This window comes from Rhodococcus sp. Leaf233, from assembly GCF_001426165.1.
Taxonomy (GTDB): domain Bacteria; phylum Actinomycetota; class Actinomycetes; order Mycobacteriales; family Mycobacteriaceae; genus Rhodococcoides; species Rhodococcoides fascians.
Genome location: NZ_LMRO01000011.1, coordinates 131,343 through 153,190, shown reverse-complemented (window position 1 = coordinate 153,190; position 21,848 = coordinate 131,343). Strand labels below are relative to the sequence as shown.

Below are 21,848 nucleotides of genomic sequence, written 5' to 3'. Positions count from 1 at the left end.
CGCGCTCGGTCGTGGACGACGCGTCGGCCGATCCGACCGTTCATCGTCCACGACGCGGCGAGCGTTGCAGTTCGCCTCACCTTATCGGGCGGCGGTTCCTATCGACCCGGGCAGACGATGCACCGGAATGTCGACACCGCTCATCTCGGCACCGTCACCGTCGACCGACACGATCGCAACGAGGTCCTCGATGTCCTCGGGTTGCAGTCGATCGACCGCGGCGATGTCTGCTGAGGCAAGGAACGCATGGGTGACCCATTCTGCGGACACGATATCGGCGGCGTCCTCGGCGGACTCCGCCCGATCGGTCACCAGGGCTGCACCTGCCGTCACGGCGACCACACCGGCCAGAACTGCTGCACCGGAATCGAACCGGGTGGGGACGGCCAGCCGCGAATCGAAGGCCACGGCCCACTCCGCCACTGCGCTCGTCGCCAGTGCTGCGAGTGTTCCGTGGTCGATCGCAGTGCCGTTTTCGACCACGACCAACGCTGGGCTGTCGGGTCCCAGAACCGCCGTTCTGTCCGAATACGTCACCGGCCGCCCAGAACTCGCGGCAATGGCGTCGACGACGTCCGGATGCCCGAGGTGGATGGTCGTGACGGACCCGGCCCAGCTCGGCGCGTCGTCACCGTCCAGGACGAGGACGGACGCGCCTGCCCGCTCCAGAGCGTCCGAAGAGTTCGACGGGGCGATCGGAGCCACAGCTCCGCCTGCCTTGGCCACCGCCCACTGCGTCACGGCTGCCGCAACAGCGTCGGTGACGAAGACGGCGACGACGACTCCGGTTCGGACGCCACGTTCGATCAGTACCCGAGCCATCCGTGAGGACTGTTCGTCGAGCTGACGGTAGGTGGTCTCGACACCGTCCGACGACAACGCGGGCGCGTCGGGATCTGCGTCCACCGTCGAGGTGAGTACCTGCGGCAGGGTCAGGTCCGACCGAACCGGTGCCGCAGTGGAGTCAGCGGTCTGCGGGGTCTCGGTCAGTGCCGCCCGCTCGGCGGCGTCGAGCACGTCGATGTCGCCGACGACGACCGCTGGTGTTGCCGCCACAGCACCGGCGATGCGTGCGAATCGCTCCGCCAGCGACGCGACCGTGGACTCGTCGAACAGATCGGCGGCATACACCCATTCGACGTTCAGGGTTCCGGTGCCGCTGTTCCCGTCGGCGTGCTGGGTCTCCACCGTGACCTGCAGGTCGAATTTCGCCGTCGGCTCGAAGCCGCTGACGGGTTCGACCACCAGGTTCGGCAGCTCGAAGCGCGCCTCGCCGTGGGGCTCCACCGACAGGACCGTCTGGAACAGCGGGGTGTACCCGGCGTTCCGGTCCGGTGCGATGGTGTCGACGACCCGCTCGAACGGGACGTCCGAATTCGCGAAGGCCCGCAGGTCGGTCTCGCGTAGAGCGGTCAGCAGCTCTGCGAACGTCGCATCCGGGTCCACGTCCGTGCGCAGCGCCAACGTGTTGACGAACATGCCCACCAGTCCGTCGAGCGCCTCGTGCCCGCGCCCGGCGATGGGCGTGCCGACGGCGAAGCTGCGGGAGCCGCTCATCCGCGACAACAGCACCCCGAGGACCGCGTGCAACACCATGAACAGAGTCGCGTTGTTCTCGCGCGCGATCGCGGCGAGCCCGGTGTGTACCGACTCGTCCAGCTCGACACTCACACTGGCTCCACGCAGGTTCGCGGTAGCCGCTCGCGGCCGATCCCACGGCAACGACACGACCGGGGTGATCCCGCTGAGCTCGTCCGCCCAGAAGGCCAACTGCTGCGACAGAATCGACGTGGGGTCGCTGTCCGAGCCCAACACCTGCCGCTGCCATACCGCAAAGTCCGCGTACTGCACCGTCAGCGGTTCGGGCGTGTAGTCGGTCCCCGACGCGGCAGCGAGGTACGCAGTCATGACGTCACGGGCCAGTGGTGCCATCGATGCGCCGTCTCCGCTGATGTGGTGCATCACGATGACGAAGACGTACTCGTCCGGGCCGAAGCGGAACAGTGCTCCCCGGACCGGGGGTGCGACGGTGACGTCGAAGCCCTCGTAGACGAGTGCGCGAATCCGTTCGGCGGTGTCGGAGTCGTCGGTCGCGTCGATGGGAGTCAGATCGGGTACGACCGATCCGGCGTCGACGAACTCCTGGTACGGCGAACCGTTCGCATCTTCCGGGTAGCGCGTGCGCAGCGCCTCGTGGCGTTCCACGGTGCTGGACACGGCGCTCTGCAGTGCCGCGACATCCAGCTCGCCGCGCAGACGGAGCGCCAGCGGCATGTTGTATGCCCCGGACTCGGGGTCGAGTCGGTTCAGTACCCACATGCGCTGTTGCGCGAGCGACAACGGAACGGTCTGTCCGGCCGGTCGGCGACGCAGCGGCATATCGTTCGCGTCGTCGATGCGTGATTCGGCGCGCGCTGCGAGTGCCGAGACCGTCGAGGCCTCGAACAGGTCTCGGACACCGACCTTCTTCCCGAGCGCAGCCGACACCCGTGCCGCCACTCTTGTGGCGATCAGCGAGTTACCACCGAGATCGAAGAAGTCGTCGTCCGATCCGACCCGCTGCACGCCGAGCAGCTCCGCGTAGATCTCCGCCACGATCTCCTCGACCGGCGTTGCGGGAGCGCGGAACTCGCGAACCTCGAACACCGGCTCCGGCAGTGCTTTTCGATCCAGCTTGCCGCTGGTGTTCAGCGGGAATTCCGCGAGCACCATCACCGTTGCCGGCACCATGTACTTCGGCAGAGCGCCGCCGACGAAGGTGCGTACCTCGGCCGGGTCCAGCGTTCTACCCGGCGCAGGCACCACGTATCCGACGAGCTGGTCGCCGGCACCGGTGGTCGCCACCACGGCCGTGGCCTGGTTGACGTCGGGATGGGCCAACAGTGCGGTCTCGATCTCACCGAGCTCGATCCGCTGGCCACGGAACTTGACCTGGAAATCGGTGCGGCCGATGTACTCCAGGACGCCTGCAGCGCCCGGCCCCGATCGCCATCGGACGAGGTCTCCGGTGCGATACATGCGCTCGCCGGCAGCCGAGAACGGGTTCGCGACGAAGCGGTCCATCGTCAGGTCGACGCGCCCGAGGTATCCGTCGGCGAGCTGCGTTCCGGCCAGATACAGCTCACCCGCGGTCCCTGCGGCAACCGGATGCAGCCTGCTGTCCAGAACGTAGGCCTGGGTGTTCCATTCCGGCGCTCCGATGGGGACGGTCGCGCCCTCCTCGGTGGACGTCTCCCAATAGGTCACCGTCACTGCGGCTTCGGTGGGGCCGTACAGGTTGTGGATCCCGGCAGAGGTGATCGCACGGAAATCCGTCACCGTCTCCGGGGGCAGTGCCTCACCCACCACATAGACGTGTCGCAGGGACCGGCACTGCTCCTCGGTGGCGTACGCGGCGAACACCGTGAGCATCGACGGCACGAAGTCCGTGACGGTGACGCCGTGCCGGGCGATGCGCTCCGCGACGTACGCCGGGTCGCGGTGGCCGTCGGGGGTGGCGAGGACGACGCTCGCACCGACCTGCAGTGGGAGGAAGAAGCCCCACAGCGACACGTCGAACGTCGTCGCCGTCTTCTGCAGGTAGACGTCGTTCTCGTCGAGCGAGTACTGGTCGATCATCCACGCCATCTCGTTGACGATCGCGCGGTGCGGCACCGCGACGCCCTTGGGCCGCCCGGTCGAGCCGGACGTGAAGATGACGTAGGCGGTGTTCTCCGGGCGTACCGGTGCCAGTCGGTCGGCGTCTGCCACGGCGACTGCCGGGTAGTACGAGAGATCGAGGGTGTCCAGTTCGAGAATCGGGAACCGTTCCGGCAGTCCCGTCCGATCGTGGCTGGTCGAGAGAACGGCGACGGGCACCGCGGTGTCGAGGATGTACTCGATGCGCTCGGTCGGGTGGTCCGGATCGATGGGTACGTATGCGCCGCCGGCTTCCAGGACGGCGTACATGCCGACCATCAGATCGATGCCTCGCCTCATGCCGAGAGCGACGAGCGACTGCGGGCCGACGCCGAGCGAAATCAGGTGTCGGGCAAGACGGTTGACCCGCTCCGAGAACTCGGCGTAGGTCACTGCGGTGCCCTCGTAGAGCACGGCCGTGGCGTCCGGGTTCTCCGCAACCCGAGCCCGGAACGGCGCGGTCAACATGATGCCTGCGTCGACCTCGTGCGCGGTGTCGTTCCAGGTCTCGATCACGCGGGTTCGTTCTGCCGAGCCGAGCAGATCGATATCGCCGACCGCCGCAGTGGTGTCGGAGACGAAGGTCTCGAGAACACCGACCAGCCGGGACAGGATGGAGTCGACGTACGCAGCGTCGAACAGATCGCTGATGTACTTGAGCGTGAACGAGATTCGATCCTCGGCCACGACCAACAACGTCAGTGGGTAGTGGGTGTTGTCGTTCGAGCTCACCGACTCGACGGTCATACCGTCGATCGCTGCCGCCTGCTGCGTCAGCTCGGCTTCGTCCACCGGGTAGGACTCGAAGATGGTGAGGGTGTCGAACAGATTTCCCATGCCGATCGCCCGTTGGATGTCGACGAGTCCCATGTGATGGTGGTCGAGCAGGTCTGCTTGTTCACCCTGAATCCGGACCAGGTAGTTCTCCACCGTGTCGGCGGGATCGAATCGCACCCGCACCGGGATGGTGTTGATGAACAGCCCGATCATGGACTCGACGCCCGCGAGAGCAGCGGGACGACCGGAGACCGTGGCCCCGAACACGACATCGGTACGGCCGGTGATGTGTGCGATCAGCAGGCCGTACGCCGCTTGCACCAGCGTGTTGACGGTGACGCCCAGTCTGCCACCGAGCGCGACGAGCGACGCGGTGGTCTCGGGATCGACGAAGTGCTCCGCCTCGGCCGAGCGTGCGGAGATCTCTCGTCCGACACTCGGCGGTGCGACGAACGTCGGCTCCTCGACTCCGGCAAGCGCGGTGGTCCACGCACCGAGAGATGCGGCCGGGTCCTGTTGGTTCAGCCAGGCCAAGTACGAGCGGTACGAGCGAACCCTCGGCATCGACGCGGTGGAACCCCGAGCGGCGTACAGGTACAACAGTTCCTTCATCACCAGCGGCAGAGACCAGCCGTCGAGCAACACGTGATGATTGGTCATCGCGAGCTTGTAGGTGGTCGGGGTGATCCGCACCAGGACGAAACGCAGCAGCGGTGCGGTGGAGACGTCGAAGTGTCGTCGTTGCTCGGCCGCCAGAGCGTCGGCGACGGCAGTGCCGCGTTCCGGCTCGTCGAGGTGCGAGAGGTCCATCGTCGACCAGGGCAACACGACGTCCTGATGGACGATCTGCACCGTCTCGCCGTCCGCGGTCGCGGTGAACGAGGTACGCAGATTGTCGTACCGGTCCAGCAACGTCTGGGCAGCGTGATGCAACCGTTCGGCGTCCACCTCGCCGGCCAGGTCGAGTACGACCTGCATGGTGTAGACGTCGATCGACGCATCGGCGAACAACGCGTGGAACAGCAGTCCTTGCTGCAACGGTGACAGCGACCAGATGTCGGTCAGCTGTGGGTAACGCGCCTCGAACGACGCGATGTCGGCCTGCGACAGCGCCACCAGAGGCACGTCCGACGGGGTCAGGCCACCCGAGCCGGGTACCTCGGCGTACGAGGCCAGCGCCGACAACGCCTCGGACCACAGCCCGGCGAGACGCTCGACCGTGTCCGCGGACACGGCTCCGGTCGGGAACGCGAAACTGGCGCTCAGGACCCCGCCCTCGTCGGTGTCGAGCACGATGGCGTTGATGTCGACGGTCTTGTTCGCGGCCATGTCGGCGTCACCGGGCGCGGAGAGCTCACCGTCGGCGGCCGGCAACCAGCCGAGCGACTTCATCTCGTCCGGGACCTCGCCGGCGTCGACCCGGCCCAGGTAGTTGAAGCTGATCTGTCCGGTGCCGAGTTCGGCCAGTTCCGCAGCGGTCTCCGAGTTCAGGTAGCGGAGCAGTCCCCAGCCCATGCCTCGATCGGGCAGCGCCAGCATCTGCTCCTTGACTGCCTTCACTGCATCGCCGAGCTGCGACCCTCCCGCGAACGCAGCATCGACGTCGATCCCGGTCAGGTCGAGGCGAGCGGGGAACAGGCTGGTCAGCCAGCCGACGGTCCGTCCCAGATCAGCTCCGGGAACCACCGCTTCCTCGCGGCCGTGGCCTTCGAGCTGCACGAGTGTTGCCGGTGCAGTGATGCCGCGCTCGGACCGCAGTCTCGTGACGGCCAAGGCGAGCCCGGCCAGCAACCCGTCGCCCACTCCGCCGCGGAAGATCTCCGGAACGGTGGTCAGCAACGTGCGCGTGACGTCGGGTGTCAGTTCGATGTTCACCCGTTCGAGCGTCGCCACGACATCGACCGCGGGATCGAAGGGGCGGTTGCCCAGCACGGGGTCCTCGGTGTCGGCGATCGAACGCCACAGCGGCAATTCGGCCAGCCGCGCCTCGCTCGCTGCCGCGTCGACCAGTGCATGGGTCCAACGCCGCATCGAGGTCCCGACCTCGGGGAGGCTCGGGGTCACTCCCCCGGACACCTGAGCCCAGGCGGAGACGAAGTCGGGGACCAGGATTCGCCACGACACTCCGTCGATCACGAGGTGGTGCGCCGCGACGGTCAGCGTGCCCGGCACCTCGGGTCCTCGGTCGACCCAGACGAGGGCGAGCATGCGACCGGCCGTGGGGTCGAGCGTTCCCACCGCATCGTCGAATACTGTTGCAGCCGAATCGGTATTGGCCCGGGTGAGCAGTGCATCCACATCGACGGCTCCGGTGCCCACAACCTCGAGGCCCCAGCCGCGGTCGTCGTGCACCAGGGTGGACCGCAGCACGTCGTGTCGGTCGACCACTGCAGTCACCGTGGCGAGAATCCCGGCTCGGTCGATACCGATCGGCAGCTCCAGTGTGACGGCCTGATGGAAGCGTGACCACCCGCCGCCGCGCTCGATCATCGCTACACCGAACGGGGGCAGCGGCATCCAACCGACACCGCCGCCGTCGAGTTCCTCGAGCACGACCGCGTCGCTGCCCTCACCGACGATCACGGCGACCTCGGCGAGACCGGCAACGGTCTTGCGCTCGAACACATCTCGCGGCCCGAACTGAATTCCCCTGGCCTTGGCGCGAGAGACGAGCTGAATCGAGACGATGCTGTCGCCGCCGAGCGCGAAGAACGAATCGTCGACCCCGACGGCGTCGAGGCCGAGGACGTCTGCGAAGACCTCGGCAATGATGCGTTCGGTGTCGGTTGTCGCGGTGCGGAATTCGGCATCGCTGCCGAATTCCGGTTCGGGTAGTGCTCTGCGGTCCAGCTTGCCGTTCGGCCCGAGTGGCAGGGCATCGAGCACGATGAGCCCGGCCGGAACCATGTATTCCGGAACCAGGGTCGCAACCGAGGCGGTGACCGCTGTGGTGTCGATCGTCTCCCCGGCGACAGGAACGACGTAGCCGACCAGTAGTTCACCTGCCGACGGCGTCCGGCGCACGAGAACGACGGCTTGGTCGACCGACGGATCTGCAGTCAGCGCAGCTTCGATCTCGCCGAGCTCGATCCGCAGGCCTCGGAGTTTGACCTGGAAGTCGGTGCGGCCGAGGTACTCGAGTTCACCGTCGCGCCTCCACCGCACCAGGTCTCCGGTGCGGTACATCCGCGAGCCGGCACTGCCGTGCGGGTCGGCGACGAACCGGTCGGCGGTCAGGTCCGGGCGGCCGAGGTATCCGCGGGCCAGTTGACGCCCCGCAAGATACAGCTCCCCGGGCACCCCGACGGGCACGGGGTGCAGTCGCGCATCGAGCACGGCCACCCTCGTGTTCCACACCGGTGCACCGATGGGAACCGACACGGTGTCCGACGGCAGGACATGGTGATACGTGACGTCGACAGCGGCCTCGGTCGGCCCGTAGAGGTTGTGCAGCTCGGTGGAGGGCAGTGCAGTGCGCAGGGCCGAGGCAACCGATGCAGGCAGTGCCTCACCGGAGGCGAACACCGCACGCAGGCCGGTGCAGTTCGACACACCGTCCGCAGCGGCGAACACGGCCAGCAACGACGGCACGAAGTGCGCGACCGTGACGCCGCGTTCGGCGACGGTGCTCACCAGATATGCCGGATCTCGGTGGCCGTCGGGCACCGCGATGACTAGTTCGGCACCGATCTGCAACGGCCAGAACAGCTCCCACACCGACACGTCGAACGTGACCGGCGTCTTCTGCAACACCTTGTCCTGCTCGGCGAGACGGTATTCGGCCTGCATCCACAGCAGACGGTTGACGATGGCCTCGTGGCTGACCGCAACGCCTTTGGGGCGACCGGTGGAGCCGGAGGTGAAGATGACGTACGCGGTGTCCGCCGGTCGCAGCGGTGCGGTTCGCTCGGCATCGGTCACCGGTGCCGTGGACAGACCTGTCGTGTCGACGGTGTCGACCAGGATTCTGGCGGCGTCGGTCACGAGATCTGTACCGTCGCGCTCGGTCGTGAGCAGCACCACGGGTGCCGCCGTGTCCAGGATGTAGCCGATTCGTTCGGCCGGTAGATCCGGGTCGACCGGAACGTAGGCACCACCGGCGGCGAGCACGGCGTAGATACCCGCCAGCATGTCGATGGAGCGGCGCATGGCCGTCGCCACCACGGTTTCCGGGCCGACTCCCTCGGCGATGAGCAGACGCGCGAGCGCGTTGACCCGCTCGGAGAATTCGCGGTACGTCACCCGATCGTCGAGGAAGCTCGTGGCGGTGTTGTCCGGGGACTCGGCAACTCGGGACTCGAACAGCGACACCAGAGTTGCACCGGGAGCCACCTCGTGCGCGGTGGCGTTCCAGTCCTCGAGGACGCGGGTACGTTCGCCTTCCTCGAGGATGTCGATGTCGCCGACGACTCCGTCCGGTGCGTCGGTCAGCGCGTGCAGTACCCGGACGAGCCGTCGCCCGAGGGAGGCCATGCTGGATTCTTCGAATAGATCTGTGGCGTAGTCGAACTGCACGTCGATTCCGGCGGGAGCACCGCGGTCGTCCGTGTTCTCCCAGAGCGTCACCTGCAGGTCGAATTTCGCGAACGCGCTACCCAGATCGATGCCCTCGACACTCAACCCCGGCAGGGCCAACGTCTGGCGGTTCAGGTTCTGGAACGTCAGCATGACCTGGAAGATCGGGTGGCGAGCCTGTGATCGGTCCGGGGCCAGCTCGTCGACGAGCCGCTCGAACGGCACGTCGGCGTGCCCGAAGGCTCCCAGGTCGGCCTCGCGAACTGCGGCGAGTTGCTCGCGCAACGTTGCCGCGGGGTGCACCGCGGTACGCAGGGCGAGCGTGTTGACGAACATGCCGACGAGCTCGTCCAGATCGGCGTCACCGCGGCCGGCGACCGGGGTTCCGATCGTCACGTCGTCGGTACCCGCCATCGCGCCGAGGAGCACCGCGAGCGCGGTGTGGACCACCATGAAGTTCGTGGCGTTGTCGGCGCGGGCAGCGCGAGCGATGTTCGACTGCAGAGCCTCGTCGATCGAGAAGTTGTATGCCGCACCGCGATACGACGCCACCGCCGGACGCGGCCGGTCGGTCGCGAGGTCGAGCTGTGCCGGGGCACCGGCCAGAGCCGTCGTCCAGTAGGCGAGCTGCTTCGCCAACGGCGAATCCGGGTCGTCCTCGGAACCGAGTACCTCGCGTTGCCACAACGCGTAGTCCGCGTACTGCACCGGGAGTGGTGCCCACTGCGGGTTCTCCCCCGCGGCACGGGCGGTGTAGGCCACCATGACGTCGCGCGTCAGGGGTCCCATCGAGAACCCGTCCGCGGCGATGTGGTGGGCGACGAAGGCCAGTACGTGCTCGGTCTCGCTGACCCGCAGGATCCGGATTCGGACCGGAACAGCTCGGGTCACGTCGAATCCCGCGGACACGAAGTCGCGCAGGGCCTGCTCGATCGAACTCTCGTCGACGTCGTCGACGACAACCGTCACGCCAGCCTCCGCGGTACCGAGTACCACCTGATGGCCTCGTCCGTCGACCTCCGGGTACACGGTGCGCAGAATTTCGTGCCGTGCCAGCACGTCGTGCACGGCGTTGGTGAGTGCATCGACATCGATGCTGCCGGACAACCGAATTGCGACCGGGATGTTGTTCACGGCGGAGGTCGGATCGAATTGGCTCAGGAACCACATGCGCTGCTGGGCCATCGACAGCGGCACCGAGTCCGGTCGTGTTCGAGCCGTCAGTGCCCGGCGCGCACCGGTACCCACCTCGGACTCGATCGCACGTGCGAGCGACTGCACCGTCGGAGACTCGAAGATCGAGCGGACAGGTACCTGAGTATCGAGCGCCGCCCCCAGCCGGGAGACCACCTGAGTGGCGATGAGCGAGTTACCGCCGAGCGCAAAGAAGTCGTCGTCCAGACCCACGCGCTCCACAGCGAGTACCTCGGCGAAGACCGCCGCGACGGCCTCTTCCACCGGATTGGTCGGCGCGCGGAATTCGGCTGTCTCGAACTGCGGTTCGGGGAGCGCCTGTCGATCCAGCTTTCCGTTGACGCCTCGAGGAAGAGCCTCGAGCACGACGAAGGCCGCCGGGATCATGTACGACGGCAGACGTTCGGCGAGTGCACGACGGATGCCGTCCTGATCCAGCGTCACCCCATCGGCGGGCACGAGGTAGGCCACGAGCCGCGCGCCTGATCCCGTGTCCGCGAGAGCGATCACGGCGACGTCGCGAATCTCGTCGAGCGATCCGAGAGCGGCATCGATGTCGCCGAGCTCGATACGGAAACCGCGAATCTTCACCTGGAAGTCGGTGCGCCCGACGTACTCCAATTCGCCGTCGGCGCGCCAGGATACGAGGTCACCGGTGCGGTACAGGCGGCCGCCGGGGGTGAACGGGTCCGCGACGAATCGCTCGGCGCTCAGATCCGGCCGCGCGAAGTACCCGTCGGCCAGCTGCGCCCCCGCGAGGTAGAGCTCACCTGCGACGCCGACCGGAACGGGAGCCAGACGCGAATCCAGCACGTAGACACGGGTGTTCCACTCCGGGCCACCGATCGGAACCGTGGTGCCGTCGACGGTCGTCACCCGATGCGAAGTCACCGAGACCGCGGCCTCGGTCGGTCCGTACAGGTTGTCCAGTCGCGCAGCAGAACTGCGCAGCGCGCGCTCGGCCGTGGCGACCGGCAGCGCTTCGCCGATCGCCAGGATCCGCGTCAGTTGTTCGGGCAGGGTGCCCGCCGACGCCGTGACCAGCGCGTCGAGCACGGACGGCACGGTGTGCAGTGTCGTCACCGATTCCCGGTTCATCAGCTCGACGAGGTAGGCGGGATCGCGGTGACCCTCGGCATCGGCCACGACGATCGCACCACCGGAGACGGTGGCGACCCAGAACTCCCACACGGACAGGTCGAAGGTGGCCGCGGTCTTGAGCAGTACTCGGTCGGTGCTGCCCAGTCCGTAATGGGCGCTCTGCCACAGCAATTGGTTGACGATGGCGGCATGACTCACCGCGACACCCTTGGGGCGGCCGGTGGATCCGGACGTGAAGATGACGTACGCGGTGTTCGCAGGCCGCAGCGGCGAGGTGCGCTCACTGTCGGTGACGGGCGCGTCCGAGACCTCTGCGTCGAGCACTCGCGGATCGGTGTCGACCAACAGCACCGGAACCGAGTCGACATCGACACCGTCCCGCGCAGTACTCAGGACCAGAGCGGGAGCAGCTACCTCCAGGATGTAGGCATTGCGGTCCGCCGGCTGATCCGGATCGATGGGCACGTACGCCCCGCCCGCCTTGGCGACGGCATACATCGCGACGAGCAGATCCACCGAGCGCCTGATAGCCAGAGCAACCGTCACCTGCGGGCCGACACCGGCACCGATCAGGACGCGGGCCAACCGGTTGATTCGACGATCGAACTCGCCGTACGACAGTGACTGACCGGCATGGACCACCGCGACCGCGTCGGGCTGCGCCTGCACCTGTCGATCGAACAGCGATACCAGCGACTGCGACGCATCGACATCGTGATCGGTGTCGTTCCACGTGCGGACGATCCGGGTGCGTTCCTCGGGCGAGAGCAGCTCGAGATCGCCGACGACGGCCGACGGGTCCGCGGCCACGGCAGCGAGGAGGCGAACGAACCGGTCGGCAAAACCTTCGACCGTCGCGCGATCGAAAAGATCGGTGGCATAACTGAATTCGGCCGACAGTTCCGCGGGCGAGCCGTCCGGGGCGTAGCGATCCGAGATCGACAGTTGCAGATCGGTTTTCGCGGTCACCGCATCCGCCTCGACGGCACTCACCGTCAGACCCGGCAGCTCGAACGTCGACTCGGCAAGGTTCTGGAAGGACAGGCCTACCTGGAACAACGGGTTGCGTGCCGTCGACCGCACCGGGTTCAGCACCTCCACGAGACGCTCGAACGGAACGTCGGAGTGCGCGAACGCGGCCAGGTCCCGCTCTCGGGCCTGAGCGAGCAACTGGCGGAAGGTCATCGACGATTCGACCGACGACCGGAAGACCAGGGTGTTGACGAACATACCGATCATCGAGTCCAGAGCCCGCTCACCGCGGCCGGCGATGGGCGTTCCGACCGCGATGTCCTCGGAACCGGACAGGCGTGCGAGCAACACGGCGAATGCCGAGTGCACCACCATGAACAACGTTGCCTGCTCGGTACGTCCGAGTTCGGCGAGAGCAGCGTGCGTGCCGGCGTCGACGGTGAACCGCACGGCATCGCCGCGGAAACTCTGTGCAGGCGGGCGCGGGCGATCGGTGGGCAGCACCAGCTGATCCGGCAGCTCGGCGAGCGTATCCTTCCAGAACGACACCTGCCGCGCTGCAACCGAATCGGGATCCGATTCGGTGCCGAGTACGGTTCGCTGCCACAGCGCGAAGTCGACGTACTGCACCTCGAGTGGCTCCCAGTCCGGAGCCGTCCCTGCAGATCTCGCGGTGTATGCGGTCATGACGTCGACGGCCAGCGGGCCCATCGACGCGCCGTCGGCCGACACGTGGTGGACGACGAAGGCCAGGACGTGCTCGTTCTCGTCGACGCGGAACACGCGCGCGTCGACCGGTACCTCGACGGTGACGTCGAAGCCACGCGTGAAGAATTCGGTCACGGCGGTGACGACGTTCGCACCGGCCACGTCTCGGACGGCGAGGTCCATCGGTACCTCGGACGCCGACAACACCTGCTGGAACGGGCCCTGTGCCGAGTCCGGGTACCGGGTACGAAGAGACTCGTGGCGCTCGACGACATCGCGCACCGCCGACTGCAGCGCAGCGACGTCGAGCTCACCCGACAACCGCACGGCGAACGGAATGTTGTCCACCGACGACGTCGTGTCGAACTGGTTGAGGAACCAGTACCGCTGCTGCGCAGGCGAGAGCGGCGGGTGCTCGGGACGCGGACCCGCCACGAGTGCAGCTCGTCCCCCCGAACCGACAGCGCTCTCCACGTGCGCCACCAGTGCGGCCACGGTCGAGCTCTCGAACAGCGCCCGCACCGGGACCACCGTGTCCAGGGCCGCGCCGAGCCGCGAGACCACCTGGGTGGCGATCAACGAGTTACCGCCCAGGGCGAAGAAGTCGTCGTCCAGTCCCACTCGCTCGAGGTGCAGGACGTCGGCGAACACTCCGGCGACGATCTCTTCGACCGCGGTGGTGGGTGCGCGGAATTCCCGGGCCTCGAACACGGGTGCGGGAAGCGCGGCGCGATCCAACTTGCCCACCGGGGTCAGTGGAACGGTGTCGAGAACGATGATCGACGACGGGATCATGTAGGCGGGCAATGATTTTCCGACGAAGGCGGTCAGCTCGTCGACGTCGACGACCGAACCACGCGTCGGCAGCACGTAGGACACGAGGGTGGTGACACCCGAGGGCAGTTCGTGTCCGAGTGTGACGGCGAAGTCGACCTCGGGAACAGCGGTGAGCGCGGAGTCGATCTCGCCGAGCTCGATACGGAACCCGCGCACCTTGACCTGGAAGTCGGTGCGGCCGACGAACTGCAGCTGCAGGTCGTCCGTCCATCGCACGACGTCGCCGGTGCGGTACATCCGTGCGCCGTCGATGCCGTACGGATTGGCCACGAAGCGCTCGGAGGACAGACTCGGCCTACCGAGATAGCCGCGAGCGAGCGCACCGCCCGACAGATACAGGTCACCCGCGACACCGGTCGGAACCGGTTCGAGCCTGGAATCGAGGATGAGCACGGACATGCCGTGAATCGGTCGACCGATGGTGATCGGCTCGCCGGGCGTCAACTCGGCGAAGCTGGAGATGATCGTGGTCTCGGTCGGTCCGTACCCGTTGAAGTACTTCCGGTCCCCTGCCCAGCGGGCGAGCAGTTCGGGAGTGGTCACGTCGCCGCCCACCGAGAGCACCTCGAGCGAATCGATCCCGTGGGGATCCATCGTGCCGAGCACCGCGGGCGTGATGATCGTGTGAGTGACCCTCTCCGCCTTCAACAATTCGGCCAGTTCGGTGCCGCCGAGAATCGATGCGGGTACCACTACCAACGTCGCGCCGACGGAGAACGCCGCCATCCACTCCAGAACCGACGGATCGAAGTTCGGCGAGCAGACGTGGAGGAACCGCGAGGCCGGTTTCAGGTGATAGAGATCGGTTGCTGCGTCGAGGACGCCGCCGAGTCCGGCGTGCGTGACGACGACGCCCTTCGGCTTGCCCGTCGAGCCCGAGGTGTAGATGACGTAGGCGGGGTTCTGGAACGTGACGGGTCGCAGGCGGTCGGCGTCGGTGACCGGCTCGGCAGAGCGGGTGCGGACCTCGGCCACGAACTCGTCGTCGTCGACGCTCAGCCAGGTCAGGTCCTGCTGTCCACCGGCGAGCCGATCCGAGTGTGCCCGGGTGGTCAGGCCCAGTAGGGCCTCGGAGTCCGAGACCATGTGGGCGACGCGATCCTGCGGATACGTCGGGTCGACGGGGAGGTGCGCGGCCCCCGATTTCGCCACTGCCCAGGCCGCGAGCACCATGAAGTAGGAGCGTTGGAATCCCAGAGCCACAACGGATTCGGGGCCGGCCCCGCGCTCGATGAGCACCCGGGCGAGCTGCGAGGACGTCGCATCGAGTTCGGCGTACGAGATCGAGCGGCCCTCGTAGCGAATCGCGGTCGCCGACGGGTCGAGTGCGGCTCCGGCAGCGAAGATCTCGGCCAGAGTGCCGCCGGCCAACACGTCGTCACCGTGGACGTGGGTGAGCCGGTCGTATTCGTCGTCGTAGAGGATGGACAGATCGCCCACCGGGGTGTTCGGTGTCGCCACGATCGCTTCGAGCAGCCAGCGGAAACGTCGCGAGAACACCTCGATCGTGGTCTCGTCGAACAGGTCTCGCGCGTAGAGGAAACCGGCGGACAGACCGGTGCCGTCGGCCTTCTCGTGCAGCGTCAGCGACAGGTCGAACTTGGCGGTGTCGACCTCGACGTCGACCGCCGAGACCGTCAGATCGGGAAGGTGGAATTCGCTCGGCGGCAGGTTCTCGAACGCGATCGCGACCTGGAACAGCGGGTGCCTGGCCGTCGTGCGCTCGGGTTCGAGCAAATCGACGAGCCGCTCGAAGGGGATGTCCGCGTGTGCGAATGCATCGAGGTCGACGTCCCGGACGTGGCCGAGGAGGTCGGTGAATCCCTTGCTTCGATCGACCGAGGTGCGGAGCACCAGGGTGTTGACGAACATGCCGATCACGTCGTCCAGGACGGCCTCGCCGCGGCCTGCGACGGCGGTACCCACCGCAACGTCGTCCGAGGTGGACATGCGAGCCAGGAACAACGCGAGAGCACCGTGGAGCACCATGAACAGGGTGGTTCCGGTCGACCGGGCCAGATCGTCGAGCGAGGCACGCAGATCCGCATCGATGTCGAACTGGAACCGCCCGCCCGAGTACGACTGCACCGCGGGACGCGGCCGGTCGTACGGCAGGGTCAGCTCACTGGGCAGGTCCGCCAGGGCCGAACGCCAGTAGTCCGCCTGTGCTGCCATCAGGCTGCTCGGATCCGCGTCGTCGCCGAGCACGGCGCGCTGCCACAGCGCGAAGTCGGCGTACTGCACCGCCAGCGGCGTCCACTGCGGAGCGTCGCCGGCCACACGAGCGAGGTAAGCCGTCATCACGTCGCGGGTCAGCGGTCCCATGGACCACCCGTCTGCGCTGATGTGATGAACCACGACGACCAGCACGTACTCGTCGTCGGTGACCTGGAACAGTTTCGCGCGCAGGGGAATCGACCGGGTGACGTCGAATCCTTCGGAGGCGAAAGCGATCAGGTCGGCCACCGCACCGTCGGCGGACGGTGTGGTGGGGGTCAGGTCCGGTGCCACCGATTCGGCAGGCAGGATCACCTGATGCCCCGACCCGTCCACACTCGGGTAGACGGTGCGGAGTGCCTCGTGCCGGTCGAGAACGTCGACGACCGCTGCGTTCAGGGCCGCAGTGTCGAGTGCTCCGGTCAGCCGGATCGCCACGGGGATGTTGTTGACCGCCGATTCGGGCTCGAATCGGTTGAGGAACCACATCCGCTGCTGGGCGAGAGAGAGCGGAATTCGTTCGGGGCGTTCCTGCGGCACCAGAGGCGCGGAGACTCCGTGGCCGACGTGGCTTTCCAACGCAGCAGCCAAGGCTGCCACCGTGCCTGCCTCGAACATCGTTCGGACGGGCACCGTCGTGCCCAGCTCGGCACCGAGTCGTGCGGCGACCTGAGTGGCGACGAGCGAATTGCCGCCGAGCGCGAAGAAGTCGTCGTCCACACCGACTCGGTCGAGTCCGAGGACCGCGCCGAACACGTTCGCGACGACCTCTTCGACCGGATCGGACGGTGCTCGGTAGGGCGTTGCCTCGAATTCGGGATCGGGCAGCGCTTTTCGATCGAGCTTGCCACTTCCGCCGAGCGGGAATTCGGCCAATTCCACGACGGTGGTCGGCACCATGTACTCGGCCAGACGTCCACGTAGCGCGGTGCGTACCCGGTCCACATCGACCGGGCCTTCGGTGGGGACGACGTAGGCAACCAGTTGTTCTCGTCGCACGAGCACCACGGCCTGAGCGATCTCGGGAAGATCCAACAGAGCCGATTCGATTTCGCCGAGTTCGATACGAAGACCACGCAACTTCACCTGGAAGTCGGACCGGCCCACGTACTCCAACTCACCGGCGGGCAGCCACCGCACCACGTCGCCGGTTCGATACATCCGCGCACCGTCGACCGCGAACGGATCGGCAACGAAGCGATCCGCGGTCAGATCGGGTCGGCTCACGTATCCCCTGGCGAGCTGGACACCCGAGAGATAGAGCTCTCCCGACACCCCGACCGGAACCGGCCGCAACGACGAATCGAGAACGCGCACATCGGTGTTCCACACCGGTGAACCGATCGGCACCACTGCTGTGTCCGCGTCGGAGACCGCGTGATAGGTCACGTCGACAGCAGCTTCGGTCGGGCCGTACAGGTTGTGCACCGACACCTGTGGGAGTGCGCGGCGCAGCGAATGTGCAGTAGCAGGCGCAAGCGCCTCCCCCGAGGCGAACACCGTACGCAGCGACGCTCCCGCGTCGGGCCTACGCAGCGCCTCCGGTGTGAACACCGACATCATCGACGGCACGAAGTGCACTACCGAGACATGTTCGCGTGCAATGACATCGAGCAGGTACGACGGATCCCGATGACCCTCGGGAACCGCGACGACCACCGATGCGCCGACCTGGAAGGCCCAGAAGAACTCCCACACCGACACGTCGAACGTAGCCGGTGTCTTCTGCAACACCACGTCCTGCGGACCGAGGGGGTACTCGTGCTGCATCCACGACAACCGGTTGACGATCGCCGCGTGCGATACGCCGACGCCCTTCGGCCGACCCGTCGACCCCGAGGTGAAGATGACGTATGCGAGGTTCTCTGCCCGCAGCGGTGCCGTCCGCTCCGCATCGGTCACCGGCGCCGACGAGAATTCCGACACGTCCACGGTATCGATGTCCACCGTCTCCACGCCGGGGAACTCGACGTGATCTCGGGTGCTCGAGAGCACCCGTACCGGCGAGGCGGTGCTCACGATGTACTCGTTGCGCTCCGACGGCTGAGCCGGATCGATGGGTACGTACGCAGCACCGGCCTTGACGATCGCGTACATACCGACGAACAACTCGATACTGCGGCCGACTGCGAGGCCGACCGTCGAATCGGTCCCGACACCCACCGACAACAGGTACCGCGCCAGGCGGTTCGCGCGCGCATCGAGCTCGGCGTACGTCAGCCGAACGTCCTCGAACACCAGGGCCTGCGCGTCGGGGGTCTGCTCGACGCGACCATCGAACTGCCCCACCAACGTTGTTCCGCTGGTGATCTCGTGCGCCGGTCCCGAACCGAACGTCAGCACCGACTCCCGCTCGACCGAGTCGAGCAGGTCGATCTCTCCGACGGCTGCGGCGGGCGCTGCGGTGATCGCACGAAGAACCCGAACGAACCGCTCTCCGAATCGAGCCATCGTCGATTTGTCGAAGAGGTCCGCAGCATAGGTCAGGGCGACGGTCAGGCCCGCGGGCTCGGCGCCGGCCGGTGCCGAATCCCACAGCGTCACTTGCAGATCGAACTTCGCCAGGTCTGCCTCGTAGTCGACCGCTGCGATGGTCAGGCCGGGGAGCTCGACCGAGGTTCGATCAAGGTTCTGGAACGTCAACATGACCTGGAACAGCGGGTGGCGTGCCTGCGAGCGCGCCGGGGCCAACACGTCCACCAGACGCTCGAAGGGCACGTCGGCGTGCGAGAACGCAGCGAGATCCACCTCCCGGATCTCGCGCAGCAGATCGTCGAACGACGTCCGTGAATCGACTTCGGTGCGCAGCACCAGTGTGTTGACGAACATGCCGACCACGTCGTCGAGGGCCGCGTCTCCACGGCCGGCGACCGGCGTACCGATACTGATGTCGTCGGCGGCCGCGAGCTTGGCCAACAGCACGGCCAGCGCGGCGTGCACGACCATGAATGTCGTTGCGTTGTGGTCTCTTCCGAGCTTCTCCAGCGCGCGGACCAGTTCGGCGTCGATCTCGAACGTGTGCGTGCCGCCGTTGGTCGTGGCGACCGCCGGGCGGGGACGGTCGGTGGGTAGCTCCAACTGGTCGGGTGCGCCGCCGAGTCGGTGCCGCCAGTAGTTCTCCTGCGCCGAGATCAGAGATTCGGGATCGTCCTCGCTGCCGAGGACGGCCCTCTGCCACAGCGTGAAGTCGGCGTACTGCACCTCGAGCGGAGTCCACTGTGGTTGCTGCTCGTTGGTGCGCGCTACGTATGCGGCCACCACGTCTCGGGTCAGCGGGCCCATCGAGAATCCGTCGGCCGCGATGTGGTGCACCACGAACGCGAGCACGTGCTCGGTCTCGGCCGTCTCGAGAAGCACCGCCCGGAAGGGCAGCTGTACCGCCAGATCGAAGGGCCTGAGCGCGAACTGGAGCAGCACGGCGGGAACGTCGGCATCGGTTGCCGTCGCGCGCTCCAATTCCACTGCCACCGCATCGGATTCGAGTACTTGTTGGAAGCCGATGCCGTCGTGATCGGGGTAGACCGTCCGCAGCGACTCGTGCCGGTCCAACACGTCGATCAAGGCCGCCTGCAGGGCGGTGAAATCGAGTTCGCCGCTCAACGCGATGGCGACCGGGATGTTGTTGACAGCCGAGTCCGGCTCGAATCGGTTGAGGAACCACATCCGTTGCTGGGCCAGCGACAGCGGCACACGTTCGGGCCGCTGCTGCGCCACCAACGGAGGTCGTGCGTGCGTCGAGCCTGCGGCATCGACGGCCGCGGCGAGTTCGGCGACGGTCGGTGCGTCGAAGAACGACCGCACATCCACTGCTGTGCCCAGTTCCGCGTTGACTCGCGCGATCACGCGGGTGGCGTTGAGCGAGTTTCCGCCGAGAACGAAGAAGTCGTCGTCCACGCCGATACGGTCCATCCCGAGGACCGTCTCGAAAATTGCCACCAGGGCAGTTTCGGTGTCGGTGCCCGGGGCACGGTATTCGCGTACGAGCGAGGCGAAATCGGGCGCAGGCAGGGCTTTTCGGTCCAGCTTGCCGCTGGCGTTCAGCGGGAATTCGTCCAGCACGACGAACACCGACGGCACCATGTACTCGGGCATGCGCCGGCGCACCGCATCGGCCAGGCCGTCGTGATCGATATCGGGTTCGGTGCTCACGACATAGCCGACGAGCTGCTCACCCAACTGCGCCTGCGAGTGGTCGGCGTGAACGAGCACCGCGGCCTGGGTCACCTGCGGCTCGGCGAGCAGCGCTTGCTCGATCTCGCCGAGTTCGATACGGAGGCCACGCAGTTTGACCTGGAAGTCGGTACGGCCGATGTACTCGATCAGGCCGTCGGCGCGTCGGCGCACCAGGTCGCCGGTGCGGTACATCCGGTCCCCCGGCTCACCGAACGGGTCGGCGACGAATCGATCGGACGTCAGGTCCGTGCGTCCGAGGTATCCGCGAGCGAGCTGCACGCCCGCGAGATAGAGCTCTCCCTCGACTCCCCGGGGTGAGCGCCGCAGACCCTCGTCGAGCACGTAGAGGTCGGTGTCGTCGACGGCAGCACCGATCGGTACCGAGCCGTCCTCCACCTGCTGGGTTCGGTAGTACGTGACGTCGACGGCTGCTTCGGTGGGACCGTACAGGTTGTGCAACTCGGCACCGGAGATCGCGTGGAACACGTTGACGGTTCGCGCCGGCAGCGCCTCACCGGAGGCGAACACCATGCGAAGCGAATCGGCCTGTGCGGCGGTGGGTTCGGCAACGTAGACCGACAGCATCGACGGTACGAAGTGGGTCACCGTCACGCCGTGTTCAGCGATGACGCGGGCGAGATAGGCGGGGTCGCGGTGCCCGTCGGGCTCGGCGATCACCAGTGTCGCGCCGATCTGCAACGGCCAGAAGAACTCCCAGACCGACACGTCGAACGTGAACGGTGTCTTCTGCAAGACGACGTCGGCCGGGGTCATCGTGTATTCCCGCTGCCGCCAGGAAATATTGGCGACGATCGCGCGGTGGCCCACCGCCACGCCCTTCGGACGCCCGGTCGAACCGGACGTGAAGATGACGTACGCGAGGTCGTCTTCGCCGAGGGTGCCGAGCCGGTCCGCATCGGTGATGCGCCCTGCAGTCACGCCGGTGACGTCGACGGCATCGACGAGCAGAGTCTGCGTGCCGTCCGGCAACTGCGGCAGGTCCTCCGATGTCGTGAGCACCAGAACCGGTCGCGCGGTATCGAGGACGTAGGCGAGTCGATCCACCGGGTGCTCGGGGTCCAACGGAACGTAGGCACCACCGGCTGCCGAGATGGCGTACATACCCACCAGCAGATCGAACGAGCGGCGGATCGACAGCCCCACCGTCGAATCCGGGCCGACACCCCGCTCGATCAGAACCCGGGCGAGGCGTTCGACCGACTCTGCGAACTCGGAATAGGACCGACTCTCGCCGCCGAACACGAGCGCGGGTCCGTCCGGTGTCCGCTCGGCCTGATCGGCGAACAGGGTGTAGAGGGTGGTTGCCTCGGGTTCGGCCGGGCTCGACGCCGAGTCGTCGTCACCGAGAACCGTCGCGGCATCGGAGACCACCGACGAGACCACGGCGTCGAGACCACCGTCGGTGGCCTCGATGAGGCCGGGAACGGTGTTGGACAGCACGACCGGGACCAGCGCGTCCGGGCCGAGAACCCCACCCATTGCCGTGTCGAGGGTGGTGATCTCCTCGTCCAACCGGGCGTAGGTCAACTCCGTGCCGAGGTGCGCGAGCGCCACGCGGTCCGGTTCGACCGCAGCGACGCTCCGAACCAAGCGCGGAAGGTCCTCGACCGTCAATGCTGCCTCGCGTCGACGTCCAACCGCCATCTAACTATTCC

Annotated in this window: 1 protein-coding gene; it reads right to left on the bottom strand. The window is 66.9% G+C overall.

Features of this window, described 5'->3' with window-relative positions; all coding sequences use genetic code 11:
- Positions 1–81: 81 nt before the first annotated feature.
- Positions 82–21,837, bottom strand: coding sequence for a non-ribosomal peptide synthetase (locus ASH04_RS18685; protein WP_057474231.1), 21,756 nt, complete (start codon positions 21,835–21,837; stop codon positions 82–84).
- Between the last annotated feature and the right edge of the window lie 11 nt (positions 21,838–21,848).

Bases quoted from the DNA above. Each gene is read 5' to 3' on its own strand.
- ASH04_RS18685 (WP_057474231.1), bottom strand. From the start codon at position 21,837: ATGGCGGTTGGACGTCGACGCGAGGCAGCATTGACGGTCGAGGACCTT.